12 protein-coding genes are annotated in these 12,563 nt (G+C 62.8%); 6 read left to right on the top strand and 6 right to left on the bottom strand.

Features of this window, described 5'->3' with window-relative positions; translation table 11 throughout:
* Positions 1-3 precede the first annotated feature (3 nt).
* Entirely contained in the window at positions 4-1,728 is a 1,725-nt protein-coding gene (locus PspR32_RS03690) for a tetratricopeptide repeat protein (protein ID WP_100781933.1), read from the bottom strand.
* A 176-nt stretch (positions 1,729-1,904) separates the two neighbouring features.
* Here PspR32_RS03690 and hemA point away from each other — a divergent pair, with 176 nt between their 5' ends.
* The 6 genes from hemA (at position 1,905) to PspR32_RS03720 (ending at position 7,269) form a co-directional block, all read left to right on the top strand.
* Positions 1,905-3,182: a glutamyl-tRNA reductase gene (gene hemA, locus PspR32_RS03695; protein WP_036993821.1), complete on the top strand. Its 1,278-nt coding sequence runs from the start codon at positions 1,905-1,907 to the stop codon at positions 3,180-3,182.
* Complete coding sequence (gene prfA / locus PspR32_RS03700) at positions 3,179-4,261, top strand: peptide chain release factor 1 (protein WP_010225737.1); 1,083 nt, start codon at positions 3,179-3,181, stop codon at positions 4,259-4,261. The genes hemA and prfA overlap by 4 nt, the downstream gene beginning before the upstream one ends.
* A complete protein-coding gene (gene prmC, locus PspR32_RS03705; RefSeq protein WP_010225738.1) occupies positions 4,262-5,092 on the top strand; it encodes a peptide chain release factor N(5)-glutamine methyltransferase in 831 nt (276 codons plus the stop codon).
* Positions 5,086-5,841, top strand: coding sequence for a molybdopterin-synthase adenylyltransferase MoeB (locus PspR32_RS03710; protein ID WP_010225739.1), 756 nt, complete (start codon positions 5,086-5,088; stop codon positions 5,839-5,841). Before prmC ends, PspR32_RS03710 begins: the two co-directional genes overlap by 7 nt.
* Positions 5,834-6,634, top strand: coding sequence for a glutamate racemase (murI, locus tag PspR32_RS03715; protein ID WP_036993824.1), 801 nt, complete (start codon positions 5,834-5,836; stop codon positions 6,632-6,634). Before PspR32_RS03710 ends, murI begins: the two co-directional genes overlap by 8 nt.
* A 116-nt stretch (positions 6,635-6,750) precedes the next feature.
* Positions 6,751-7,269 (top strand): acyloxyacyl hydrolase, encoded by a 519-nt coding sequence (locus PspR32_RS03720; protein ID WP_036993825.1) that lies wholly within the window; start codon positions 6,751-6,753, stop codon positions 7,267-7,269.
* 24 nt (positions 7,270-7,293) lie between these two features.
* Here the strand turns inward: PspR32_RS03720 and PspR32_RS03725 are convergent, their stop codons facing one another.
* The 5 genes from PspR32_RS03725 to PspR32_RS03745 form a co-directional block, all read right to left on the bottom strand.
* A complete protein-coding gene (locus PspR32_RS03725) occupies positions 7,294-8,016 on the bottom strand; it encodes an SDR family NAD(P)-dependent oxidoreductase (RefSeq protein ID WP_232531797.1) in 723 nt (240 codons plus the stop codon).
* Positions 8,013-9,455 carry a deoxyribodipyrimidine photo-lyase gene (phrB, locus tag PspR32_RS03730; protein ID WP_159388104.1) on the bottom strand — a complete coding sequence of 481 codons (1,443 nt, stop codon included), beginning with the start codon at positions 9,453-9,455 and terminating at the stop codon, positions 8,013-8,015. The genes PspR32_RS03725 and phrB overlap by 4 nt, the downstream gene beginning before the upstream one ends.
* On the bottom strand, positions 9,446-10,369 hold the full coding sequence (locus tag PspR32_RS03735) for a MerR family transcriptional regulator (protein ID WP_159388105.1): 924 nt from the start codon (positions 10,367-10,369) through the stop codon (positions 9,446-9,448). The genes phrB and PspR32_RS03735 overlap by 10 nt, the downstream gene beginning before the upstream one ends.
* Positions 10,359-11,327 carry a YbgA family protein gene (locus PspR32_RS03740; protein ID WP_159388106.1) on the bottom strand — a complete coding sequence of 323 codons (969 nt, stop codon included), beginning with the start codon at positions 11,325-11,327 and terminating at the stop codon, positions 10,359-10,361. Before PspR32_RS03740 ends, PspR32_RS03735 begins: the two co-directional genes overlap by 11 nt.
* 149 nt (positions 11,328-11,476) lie before the next feature.
* Entirely contained in the window at positions 11,477-12,463 is a 987-nt protein-coding gene (locus PspR32_RS03745) for an NAD(P)/FAD-dependent oxidoreductase (protein WP_010225750.1), read from the bottom strand.
* Between the last annotated feature and the right edge of the window lie 100 nt (positions 12,464-12,563).

The raw sequence follows: 12,563 nt of genomic DNA on the forward strand, positions 1-12,563 counted from the left end.
GGCTTATAGAGTCTCGGATCCGGTCAGGCGCAGGACGGTCTTGCGCAGGATGGGGCTGTCGGGCTGGGCTTCAAAGCCCTTGGCCCAGACCTGGCGGGCTTCGCGGCGCTTGCCGTTGGCCCAGAGTACTTCACCCAGGTGGGCGGCCACTTCGTGATCGGGGAACCGCTCAAGGGCCTGGCGCAGCAGGCGCTCGGCTTCGTCAAGGTTGCCCATGCGGTAGTTGACCCAGCCGAGGCTGTCGAGCACCGCCGGATCCTCCGGGGTGATCTGGTGTGCCTTGTCGATCAGCGCCTTGGCTTCGGCGTAACGGCTGGTGCGGTCAGCCAGGGTGTAGCCAAGGGCGTTGAGGGCCATGGCATTTTCCGGCTCGCGGCTGATGATGTTGCGCAGATCCTTTTCCATCTGGGTCAGGTCGTTTCGTTTTTCCGCCAGCATGGCCCGGGTGTAGAGCAGGTTGAGGTCGTCCGGGTACTGCTTGATCGCCTGCTGCAGAACCTGCTCGGCCTGGGCGTCCTTGTCGTTGTTGCCCAAGGCTTCGGCTTCGATCAGGTACAGCTGGATGGCGTAATCGGGCTGGCTTTCCCGGGCTGCGGCCAGGCGCCGCGAAGCTTCGGCGCTACGGCCGTTGGCGATGAGGATATCGGCCTGGCGCAATTGTGCCGGCAGGTAGTCGGTGCCGGGGCCGACCAGGGCGTATTCGTTCAGCGCGCTTTCGGGGTCGTTGCGTTCTTCATGGATGCGGCCCAGGTTCAGGTGTGCGGCATCGACATGGCTGTCGCGGGCGATCAGCTCTTCGAGGTAGCCGGCGCCTTCGTCCCAGTCCTTGGTTTCCAGGCTGATCAGGGCCAGCGAGTAGCGCAGCTCGTCGTCATCCGGATACTGCTGGACCAGGCTGACGAACTCGGCCTTGGCATCGGCCAGGCGGTCCTGTTCGACCAGCAGGCGCGCATAGGTCAGGCGCAAGCGTTTGTCGTCCGGGTACTGGCGAATGGTTTTTTGCAGCAGCGGCAGGGCCTCTTTGCCGCGGTCCAAGCCCTGCAGCAGGCGGGCACGCAACAATACCGGAGCGATCTCGCCGTCTTCGGGCGGGTGCGCTTCGAGCAGGTCGAGGGCGGCCTGGGCCTTGCCGTCCTGTTGCAGCAGCAACGCCTTGCCGAACACCAACTGACTGTTGTCGGGGTATTTCACCAGCAGGCGGTCGAAACTCTTTTGCAGGCCCTCGCGGGTGTCCTGGTCGGTTTCCAGGGCCGACAGGGCGAGGAAGTCGAAGTGGGTGTCGCCCTGGCCCTGAAGGACTTTTTCCATGTGGGCCATGGACTCGTCATAGCGACCGCCGCGGGCCAGCTGGATGGCGGCGGCACGCTGGGCGTCGAGGCTGTCCGGGGCGTTCTTTGCCCAGATCAGTGCGGTGTCCAGGGCAGCCTGGTCGGCACCCAGGTATTCGGCGATGCGGTAGGCGCGCTCGGAGATGCCTGGGTCCTGGGTCTTGATCGCCTGGCTGACGTAGTTGTCCAGGGCGATGTCGAAGCGGTCGCGCTGGCCGGCAAGTTCGGCGGCCAGCAGGCTGTAGACGGTGTCCTGGCTGAACGACCCGTAGACGGTGGGCTTGGCCGGTTGCACCGGGGCAGCCTCTGCAGGCGACTTGGCATCCGGTGAATGCGGAGCCAGGGTCTGGCAGCCCTGGAGCAAGGCAAGGGCAAGGAGCAACGCGTAGGATCTATTCATAATCGGGATTTGGGCGGCTTACCAGCGGTCGGATCATCATGACACAAGCGCCGGGGCAAACCCATAAGCGAAGGTCTCGGTAGAGGTAGACTATAGAGACAATAGCGAGCAGTGGTTGTTCTGCGCCTTGCGAAGTAGGACAATTATCGGCTTCTCGTCACAATCAGCGACCTTGCATGGCCTTTCTTGCCCTCGGTATCAACCATAAGACTGCCTCGGTAGACGTACGCGAGCGCGTGGCGTTTACCCCTGAGCAGCTGGTGGACGCCTTGCAGCAGCTCTGCCGACTGACCGCCAGCCGCGAAGCCGCGATCCTTTCGACCTGCAACCGCAGCGAGCTTTATATAGAGCAGGACCACCTGGGCGCAGAGAGTATTCTGCGCTGGCTGGCCGAATATCATCAGCTGAGCCTGGATGAACTGCGCGCCAGCGCCTACATCCATGAAGATCACGATGCTGTGCGGCACATGATGCGGGTAGCCTCCGGGCTCGATTCGCTGGTGCTGGGCGAGCCGCAGATCCTCGGGCAGATGAAGTCGGCCTATGCCGTGGCCCGCGAAGCCGGCACCATCGGCCCGCTGCTCGGGCGCCTGTTCCAGGCCACCTTCAGCGCCGCCAAGCAGGTGCGTACCGATACCGCCATCGGCGAAAACCCGGTGTCGGTGGCCTTCGCCGCCGTCAGCCTGGCCAAGCAGATCTTCAGCGACCTGGGCCGTAGCCAGGCACTGCTGATCGGCGCCGGTGAAACCATTACCCTGGTGGCCCGTCACCTGCACGAGCAGGGCGTACGGCGCATTGTCGTCGCCAACCGGACCCTGGAGCGCGCCAGCACCCTGGCCGAACAGTTCGGCGCCCATGCGGTATTGCTGGCCGACATTCCCCAGGAGCTGGTCAACAGCGATATCGTCATCAGTTCCACCGCCAGCCAATTGCCGATCCTCGGCAAGGGTGCGGTGGAAAGCGCCCTGAAGCAGCGCCGGCACAAGCCGATCTTCATGGTCGACATCGCCGTGCCGCGGGATATCGAACCGCAGGTTGGCGAGCTGGACGATGTGTACCTGTACACCGTCGATGACCTGCACGAGGTGGTCGCCGAAAACCTCAAGAGCCGCCAGGGTGCTGCCCAGGCCGCCGAAGAGCTGGTTTCGGTGGGCGCCGAAGATTTCATGCTGCGCCTGCGCGAGCTGGCTGCGGTGGATGTACTCAAGGCTTACCGTCAGCAGAGCGAACGCCTGCGCGACGAGGAGCTGCAAAAGGCCCAGCGCCTGCTGGCCAATGGCGCCAGCGCCGATGACGTGCTGGTGCAACTGGCCCGTGGCCTGACCAACAAACTGCTGCATGCGCCCAGCGTGCAGCTGAAAAAGCTCTCTGCCGAAGGCCGCCTCGATGCGCTGGCCATGGCCCAGGAACTCTTTGCCCTCTCCGAGGGTTCGACGGATAAAACCCCGCAATGAAAGCGTCGCTGCTGAATAAACTGGACACGCTCCAGGACCGCTTCGAGGAACTGACCGCCCTGCTGGGCGATGCCGAGGTCATTTCCGACCAGACTCGCTTTCGCGCCTATTCCCGTGAATACGCCGAAGTCGAGCCGGTCGCCGTTGCCTACGCCCAGTGGCGCAAGGTTCAGGATGACCTGGCCGGTGCCCAGGCGCTGCTCAAGGACAGCGATCCGGACCTGCGCGAAATGGCGGTGGAAGAAGTTCGCGAGGCCAAGGAGCAACTGGCTGTCCTGGAAAACCAGCTGCAGCGCATGCTGTTGCCCAAGGACCCCAACGACGGGCGCAATGTGTTCCTGGAAATCCGCGCCGGTACCGGCGGTGACGAAGCGGCGATCTTCTCCGGCGACCTGTTCCGCATGTACTCGCGCTACGCTGAAAAGCGCGGCTGGCGCCTGGAAATTCTCTCGGAGAACGAAGGCGAGCATGGCGGTTACAAGGAGATCATCGCCCGGGTCGAAGGCGACAGCGTCTATGGCAAGCTGAAGTTCGAGTCCGGTGCCCACCGCGTCCAGCGCGTACCGGAAACCGAATCCCAGGGCCGTATCCACACCTCGGCCTGCACCGTGGCGGTGCTGCCCGAGCCGGACGAGCAGGTGGCGATCGAGATCAACCCGGCGGACCTGCGCGTCGATACCTACCGCGCCTCCGGTGCCGGTGGTCAGCACATCAACAAGACCGACTCGGCGATCCGCATCACCCACTTGCCCACCGGCATCGTCGTCGAGTGCCAGGAAGAACGTTCCCAGCACAAGAACCGCGCCCGGGCGATGTCCTGGCTGTCGGCCAAGCTCAACGACATCCAGACCAGCGCGGCGCAGAATGCCATGGCCAGCGAGCGCAAGCTGCTGGTTGGCTCCGGCGACCGCTCCGAACGGATTCGTACCTACAACTATCCACAGGGGCGGGTAACCGATCACCGCATCAACCTGACCCTGTATTCCCTGGATGATGTGCTGGCCGGTGGGGTGGATGCGGTCATCGAGCCATTGCTGGCCGAGTATCAGGCTGACCAACTGGCTGCACTGGGTGAGTAAATGACGATTATTGCCAGCTTGCTCCGCGGCGCGGAGCTGCCGGATTCGCCGACGGCGCGTCTGGATATCGAACTGCTGTTGGCTGCGGCCATCGGCAAGTCGCGCAGCTACCTGCACACCTGGCCGGAGCGGATTGTCAGCAGCGAAGCGGCGCTGACCTTTGCCGATTACCTGCAGCGTCGGCGCGCCGGTGAACCGGTCGCCTATATCCTCGGTCAGCAGGGGTTCTGGAACCTCGACCTGGAGGTGGCGCCGCACACCCTGATCCCACGGCCGGAAACCGAGCTGCTGGTCGAAACCGCTCTGCAGTTGCTGCCGGCAAGTGCGGTCAAGCTGCTCGACCTGGGCACCGGTACCGGCGCGATTGCCCTGGCCCTGGCCAGTGAGCGCCCGCAGTGGCAGGTCACTGCGGTTGACCGGGTGCTGGAAGCCGTGGCCCTGGCCGAGCGTAACCGCCAGCGCCTGCAACTGAACAACGTGACGGTGCGCAGCAGCCACTGGTTCGATGCCCTGGGCGGCGAGCGCTATGACCTGATCATCAGCAACCCGCCGTACATTGCCGCTGCCGACCCGCACCTGGTGGCCGGTGACGTGCGCTTTGAGCCAAGCAGCGCGCTGGTCTCCGGCGACGATGGCCTGGACGATCTGCGCAGCATCGTCAGTCAGGCGCCGGCGCACCTGCTGCCCGGCGGCTGGCTGCTGCTCGAGCACGGTTACGATCAGGCCGCCGCCGTGCGCGAGCTGCTGGCCCGGCATGATTTCGAACAGATCGAAAGCCGCCTTGACCTTAATGGCCACGAGCGCATCACCCTGGGCCGGCTGTCGTGCTGACCGATCAGGAGCTGTTGCGCTACAGCCGGCAGATCCTCCTGGCGCAGGTGGATATCGACGGTCAGCTGCGCCTGAAAAACAGCCGGGCGCTGGTTGTCGGCCTGGGCGGCCTGGGTTCGCCGGTCGCCTTGTACCTGGCGGCTGCCGGTGTTGGCGAACTGCACCTGGCCGATTTCGACACGGTGGACGTCACCAACCTGCAGCGCCAGGTCATGCACGACAGCGCATCGGTGGGCATGAGCAAAGTCGATTCGGCACTGCTACGCCTCGCGGCGATCAACCCGGAAATCACGTTGCTCGCCCATCGCCACGCCCTGGACGAAGACTCCTTGGCCGAGGCGGTCAAGGCGGTGGACCTGGTACTGGATTGCTCGGACAACTTTGCCACCCGCGAAGCGGTCAATGCCGCCTGCGTGGCCCTGGGCAAGCCGTTGGTCAGCGGCGCGGCGATTCGCCTGGAAGGGCAGTTGTCGGTGTTCGACCCACGCCGCCCTGAAAGCCCGTGCTACCACTGCCTGTACGGCCATGGCAGCGAAGCCGAGCTGACCTGCAGTGAAGCCGGTGTACTCGGCCCGTTGGTCGGTCTGGTCGGCAGCCTGCAAGCGCTTGAGGCACTGAAGCTGCTGGCCGGGTTTGGCGAACCGCTGGTAGGGCGCTTGTTGCTGATCGATGCCCTGGGCAGCCGTTTCCGTGAGCTGCGGGTCAAGCGCGACCCGGGCTGCAGCGTCTGTGGCAAGGATCATGGCTGACGGCGCGGCGGCGCCGGTCGGCGTCTTCGATTCCGGTGTTGGCGGCCTGTCGGTACTGGCCGAGATCCAGCGCCTGTTGCCCAATGAGTCGCTGCTGTATGTCGGCGATTGCGGGCACATCCCCTATGGTGAGAAGTCGCCGGCATTCATTCGCCAGCGCTGTCGCATCGTCGCTGAGTTCTTCCGTGAGCAGGGTGCCAAGGCCATGGTCCTGGCCTGTAACACGGCGACGGTGGCCGCGGTGGCTGATTTGCGCGAACAGTATCCGCAGTGGCCACTGGTGGGGATGGAGCCAGCGGTAAAGCCTGCGGCTGCCGCTACCCGTAGTGGCGTGGTCGGTGTGCTGGCCACCACCGGCACCCTGCAAAGCGCCAAGTTCGTCGCCTTGCTCGATCGTTTTGCCAACGATGTGCAGGTTGTTACCCAGCCTTGCCCAGGCCTGGTGGAGTGCATCGAAGCTGGCGACCTGAACAGCCCGGTGGTGCGCGAACTGCTGCAAGGCTATGTAAATCCCTTGCTCGACGCTGGCTGCGACACGCTGATCCTGGGCTGCACCCATTACCCCTTCCTCAAGCCTCTGCTGGCGGAAATGGTCCCGGCCTCGGTGGCAATTATCGATACCGGCGCTGCGGTTGCCCGCCAATTGCAGCGCCTGCTTGGCGAGCGTCACTTGCTAGCCGCGGGACCGGCACAGGACGCGCAATTCTGGACCAGTGCCAGCCCCGAACATTTGCGAAAGATCCTTCCAATGTTGTGGAATAAATCTGACAGTGTGCGAAGCTTCACGATGTAAAAAGAGTGTGAAAAGCACTCAACATTGACTGAGCTAACGCAACGCCGCCGATTTTTATTTTATTGTCTGGTGAGACAGAGAAACCAACAACAGCATTAGGAAAAAGGATGTTTCTCATGAAGAAACTGCTTTGTTTGGCTGCGCTTGCAGCCGTTACCCTGGGGCAATCTTTTACCACTCAAGCAGCGGACGTATCGTTGTCGGTCGGGCAGACCGGCGATTCGACCATGACCTATCGGCTGGGCCTGCAATCGAACTGGGATGCCAGTTGGTGGCAAACTAGCGTAGGGCGCATTACCGGTTATTGGGATGGTGCCTACACCTATTGGGATGGCGATGAAACCGCCAGCAACCACAGCCTGTCGTTCTCACCCGTGTTCGTTTACGAGTTCGCCGGTGAGTCGGTTAAACCCTACATCGAAGCCGGCATCGGTGTGGCAGCGTTTTCCAGTACCGAACTTGAGAGTAATGAACTCGGCTCCTCCTTCCAGTTCGAAGACCGTATCGGCTTCGGCCTGCGTTTTGCCGGCGGACATGAAGTAGGTGTACGCGCGATCCACTATTCCAATGCCGGGCTGAAGATGCCCAACGACGGTGTGGAAAGTTACTCGCTACACTATCGTATGCCGCTCTGACCTCTGCAACGACAGCCCTGGGTTTTACACAGGGCTTGAAGGTTGTTCGGGCAATGGCCAGAGGCTGTTGAGATTCAGGGCTTCGAGCAGCAACTCCGGGGCCCGCTCAGGTAGCCGCTGGAGCAACACATCGGCGGCACTTTCTGCAGTCCACTCTTGCGGCATGACCTGCGTCGCCACCAGCGGCACTTTCAGGGTCTGGGGCGCGACCAGGGTCAGGTCGATACCTTTGCTTGCCAAGTGCTGGCACTCGCTGCGAAACACTTCTGCCAGGCTGTTGTCCGGTGTTGCCGGCTGACTTGGTTCGTAGAGCTGCAGCGCTGAATAGCGACTGAGCACTGCCATGATCTGCGGCGACTGGCCGTTCTCCAGCAGTGGCAGCGCATTGTGCAGGCAGTGGACCGAAGCGCTCAGGTTGCTGCTGGCGATCGCTTCGAAAATTGCCGTCGGCGGGATACTCGCGTCGAGATAATCGCAGGTTCCGGCATTGACCAGCAGGCAATCAAGGGCACCCCACTGCGCCTGGAGTCGCTGGCTGGCCTGCGCCGCCTGGGCGGCATCGGTCAAGTTGCCATCGAGCAGTAACAACTGCTGCGGGTTCAGTTGCGACAGCCCCTGTAGTTCGGTTGATGCCCGCCCGCTGGCGGCGACTTTCCAGCCCTGTGCAAGCAGTTGTTGCACCAACGCCAGACCCAGGCCGGAGCCTGCACCGGTGACCCACACCTTGCGCGCGATGGGTTCGATCACGTTATTGCCCTCTCTTCCTGCCGCGTGGGTAAATTCTTGAATGCATTCAACGCACGTTGGCGACTGCTACCGAGGTCCACAATAGGTTGTGGATAAAGATTAGTAGCAAAAAGATCGTCAGCAGGCACGGGATTGTGGATATTTTTTTCATCCAGGCTAGCCAGTTCAGGGAGCCACTGTCGAATGAAGTGGCCGGCGCGGTCGAAACGCAGAGACTGGCTCAGGGGATTGAAGATGCGAAAATAGGGCGCTGCGTCGGTGCCGGTCGAGGCACTCCACTGCCAACCACCATTATTGGCGGCCAGGTCACCGTCGATCAAGTGACGCATGAAAAAGCGTTCGCCTTCGCGCCAGTCGATCAGCAGGTTCTTGGTCAGGAACATGGCGACAACCATGCGCAGGCGGTTGTGCATCCAGCCAGTGGCGAGCAATTGGCGCATGGCGGCGTCGATGATCGGGATCCCGGTTTGCCCCTGCTGCCAGGCCTTGAGCTCATCCGGCGCGTGACGCCAGGGCAGGGCTTCGGTTTCCGCGCGAAAGGCGCGGTGTTTGGATACGCGCGGGTAGCCCACCAGAATGTGCTTGTAGAACTCGCGCCAGAGCAGCTCGTTGATCCAGGTCAGCAGGCCCTGGTTACCGCTGTCGAACTCGCCGAAGTTGTTGCTCAACGCCGCGTGCAGACATTGGCGTGGCGAAATCACCCCGGCCGCCAGGTAAGCCGACAGTTGGCTGGTACCGGCGACGGCGGGAAAATCGCGCTGCTTCTGATAGTCCTCGGCACATTCGTCGGTGAAGCGTCGCAGGCGGCGCCGGGCTTCTTCTTCACCCGCAGGCCAAAGTTCGCGTAAAGGCTGTGCGGGGAGAGGGAAGCCGGCAGCTTCAGCCGGCACCGGGTCGCTTGCCACACCCGTCGGTGCTTGCGCCTTGGGCGCTTTGACCTGGTGCGGCAGCCCTAGGTGCAAACGCTCGTAACAGACTTTGCGGAACTGACTGAAGACCTGGAAGTAGCCACCGCTGCGGGTCAGGATGCTACCGGGCTTGAACAGCAATTGGTCGAGGTAGGCGTGAGCGGCAATGCCTTGCTGTTCCAGGGTGCAGCGCACAGCCTGGTCGCGGGTGCTTTCGTTGACGCCATATTCGTCGTTGAAATGCACGGCCTGTACCCGATGTTCCTGACACAGTTGCAGCAGGGCCTCGGGTACCTGCTGCCAGGTATCGGCGCGACGGATCAGTAACGGAATGTTCAACTGCGCCAATGCTGTGCTCAGGCCTTGCAGGTTGCGCAGCCAGAAGTCGACCTTGCACGCGGCATCGTCATGGGCTTGCCACTGCCCGGGGCTCAGCAGCCACACTGCCAGGCTCGGGCCCCGTTCGCAGGCCGCTGCCAGTGCGGTGTTGTCGAGTACGCGCAGGTCGCTGCGCAGCCAGATCAGTTGCATGGGAATCCTTGGCCGTTGTCGGTGGTGTTCTGGGCGCGTCCGCTGAGTTGCTGCAGGCAGTTAAGCGCCGCCTGGGGCGAGTCGAGGGCAAACAGCGTCTCGTCGCTCCAGGTTTTCAGCGCTTGGTTATGAATGCTGACTGCGCGGCCACACAGGAGTTTCGGAATTTCAATGTTGGCCAGGTTTCGCTGCAGGCGCGCCAGGTCGAGCGTTTTGTCGACGCTCAGCAGCAGCGCCCAGGGTTGCAGGCGGGCAATGGCCAGGGGCAGCTCATTGCCCGGCAGTTGCCAATCGAAGACCTGCACCGGGTAGCCGGCATTGCTCGCCAGCCAGGCGCTCAGCCATAGCCGCGGGTCGAAGGCCAGGTCAGAGGCGTTGACCAGCAACAGCGGGGCGCCGCCCAGCTGATGATTGTTGTGGTACACCCGCGCGCCCAGTTTGCTGCGCAGCCAGGAGTGAAAGAACACTTGCTCAAGGTGTGCGGCGAACTGGCTTTGCCAGCGCAGTTCTAGGTCGGCAAGCAGCGGCATCAACAGCTGTTGGCACAGCGTTGCTGGCGGGTACAGGGCCATGGCCTGGTTCAGATGTTGCTCAAGACGGCGCTCGGCGAGTGCGCCGATGGCCTCCGTCAGTTGCTCACGCAAGGTTTGCCAGTCGCTGCCGGGCGGCGCTTGCGCTGCACTGGGCGCAGCCTCCAGCAAGGATCTGACCTGGCTCACTGCAACGCCACAATTGAGCCAGGTGAGGATCTGCCGGATGCACTGGACGTCATCCTGACTGTAAAGGCGATGCCCCTTGCCAGTGCGTTGCGGCACGATCAACCCGTAGCGCCGCTCCCAGGCGCGCAGGGTGACCGGGTTGACGCCGGTCAGGCGCGTTACTTCACGGATCGGCAGCAGCGCTTCAGATGGCATTACGCAGGCTCAGGCTTTGCGGGTGTGGCTGCAGGTAGACCTGCTGCAGCAGGTACGGGTCGGGGTGATTGCGCAGGTGATGCTTGAGCAGCGTCAGCGGCACTACCAGCGGTACTTCGCCGGCGTGGTACTGGGCGATCAGCTGCTGGATTTCCTGTCTGTCGTTGCCGCTCAGGGCGTTGCGCAGGTAACCGCTCAGGTGCAGCAGCACATTGCTGTGGGTACCACGGCTGGCGCAGCGGCTCAGGGCCTGCATCAGCTGGCTGAAGTAGCGCGCAGCGAGTGCTGTTGGATCGTTGTCACGGGTCATGCTGCCCAACAGCTTGCCCAGGGTTTTGTACTGCTGCGGATTGTGGGCCATCAACTGGTACTTGTAGCGGGCGTGGAACGCAATCAGGGCCCCGCGGCTGACCCCTGCGGCGAGCAATTGCTGCCAGTCGGCATAGGCGTAGACCCGGGTGATGAAGTTCTCCCGCAGCACTGGATCACACAGCCTGCCGTCTTCTTCCACCGGCAGGTCGGGGCGCTGTTGACAGAACGCGGCGGCGAACAGCCCGCGGCCACCTTCTACTGCGGGGTAGCCATTGGCCTGATACACCTTGACCCGCTGCAACCCGCAGGACGGTGATTTGTGCATGAAGATGTAGCCGCAAATGTCATTGAGGTCATTGGCCATTTGCTGACCATAGGCGCGCAACGGGCCGGACAGGTCCAGCCCTGGATCGCGGCTGCACACCGCCTGCGGGTCGGCGGGGTCGCCCACCAGGCGGATGGCCGGGCGAGGCACGCCCAGGCCAATGGCCACTTCCGGGCATATCGGAACAAAATCGAAATGTTTGCTCAGGACCTCGTTGCACAGTCGTGATGCCTTGTGGCCGCCGTTGAAGCGAACCTCCTGGCCGACCAGGCAGGCGCTGACGGCAATTCTAGGTTTGCACGGCAGGTCGCACGCGTCCATGAACAGATCCTGTATTAGTTGTACAGAAATAAAATCTTGTACAGGTAAATCTCATCATAGAGATAAACCTATGCAAGTCAATTTTCTTGTACAGCTTTTCAGCAGGGTCTTGAACGGCGGCGGGGCTGAACGAGGGTAGCTCCGCTGATTTACTCCAGGTGTTCCAGCAAGCGCCGAGCCGCTTCCTGGCCACTGAGCCAGGCCCCTTCGACGCGGCCGGACAGGCACCAGTCGCCACAGGCATACAGGCCCAGGTCGGCGTCGGCCAATGCGCCCCACTCATGGTTGCTGGAGGGGCGTGCATACAGCCAGCGATGGGCGAGGGAGAAATTCGGGGCAGGGACCACGCAGCCGACCAGTTCGGCAAAGCTGCCCCACAGTTGCTCGATCACGGCCTCCTTGGGCAGGTCGATGTGTTGCTTGCTCCAACTGGAGGTGGCATGCAGCACCCAGGTATCCATATGTTCGTCGCGCCCGGGTTTGCTGCGGTTGCGTGCCAGCCAGTCGAGGGCGCTGTCCTGGACGAAACACCCCTGCATCGGGGTGTCGAGCGGGGTGTCGAAGGCCAGGGCGATGGCCCAGGTCGGGTCCATTTGTACGCCCGCAGCGGTGGCGGCGAGCTTGGGGGCAGCACTGAGCAACTGGGTGGCCTGGGGCGCCGGTACAGCGACCACGACCCGGCTGAAGGGGCCGTGGCTGCAGCCGTCTGTGTCCTGCAAATGCCAGTATTTCTGGCCGCGATAGACCTCGGCGATGCGGCAGCTGAAATTCACCGTGACGTCCTTGAGCAGGCCGCGGGTGATTGCACTCATGCGCGGCACGCCGACCCAGCGCGTCTGTTCGTCGGGCGAGGGGCTGAGCACGCCGTCCTGATAGTGGTAGAGCTGCGGCTTCCATTCGGCCGCCCAGCCAGCGGCCACCCATTGCTGGAGCTGGTCGACAAAGCGCCGGTCGCGGGCGGTGAAGTACTGGGCGCCGAGATCAAGGGCGCCAGCATCGCTACGCTTGCTGGCCATGCGTCCGCCGCTACCGTGGCCTTTGTCGAACAAATGAACGGTCTGCCCGGCCTTTTGCAACGCCTGGGCCGCGGACAGGCCGGCAATACCGGCCCCGATGATGGCAATAGGTACAGTCATGATGGCCTCTTCGAACCTTAGGGTTGCAGACTATGCTGCCCGGCTAACCTGTACAATGCATGGATCATGTATAAGATGATTCCGCTCGTTACCACAGGTT

It is taken from the genome of Pseudomonas sp. R32, from assembly GCF_009866705.1.
GTDB lineage: Bacteria > Pseudomonadota > Gammaproteobacteria > Pseudomonadales > Pseudomonadaceae > Aquipseudomonas > Aquipseudomonas donghuensis.

What these genes read in the sequence shown, in the direction of transcription:
- prmC (WP_010225738.1), top strand. Translation starts at nt 4,262, where the DNA reads ATGACGATTATTGCCAGCTTGCTCCGCGGCGCGGAGCTGCCGGATTCG.
- PspR32_RS03745 (WP_010225750.1), bottom strand. Translation starts at nt 12,463, where the DNA reads ATGACTGTACCTATTGCCATCATCGGGGCCGGTATTGCCGGCCTGTCC.
- PspR32_RS03735 (WP_159388105.1), bottom strand. Translation starts at nt 10,369, where the DNA reads ATGCCATCTGAAGCGCTGCTGCCGATCCGTGAAGTAACGCGCCTGACC.
- PspR32_RS03740 (WP_159388106.1), bottom strand. Translation starts at nt 11,327, where the DNA reads ATGGACGCGTGCGACCTGCCGTGCAAACCTAGAATTGCCGTCAGCGCC.
- phrB (WP_159388104.1), bottom strand. Translation starts at nt 9,455, where the DNA reads ATGCAACTGATCTGGCTGCGCAGCGACCTGCGCGTACTCGACAACACC.
- murI (WP_036993824.1), top strand. Translation starts at nt 5,834, where the DNA reads ATGGCTGACGGCGCGGCGGCGCCGGTCGGCGTCTTCGATTCCGGTGTT.
- PspR32_RS03720 (WP_036993825.1), top strand. Translation starts at nt 6,751, where the DNA reads ATGAAGAAACTGCTTTGTTTGGCTGCGCTTGCAGCCGTTACCCTGGGG.
- hemA (WP_036993821.1), top strand. Translation starts at nt 1,905, where the DNA reads ATGGCCTTTCTTGCCCTCGGTATCAACCATAAGACTGCCTCGGTAGAC.
- prfA (WP_010225737.1), top strand. Translation starts at nt 3,179, where the DNA reads ATGAAAGCGTCGCTGCTGAATAAACTGGACACGCTCCAGGACCGCTTC.
- PspR32_RS03690 (WP_100781933.1), bottom strand. Translation starts at nt 1,728, where the DNA reads ATGAATAGATCCTACGCGTTGCTCCTTGCCCTTGCCTTGCTCCAGGGC.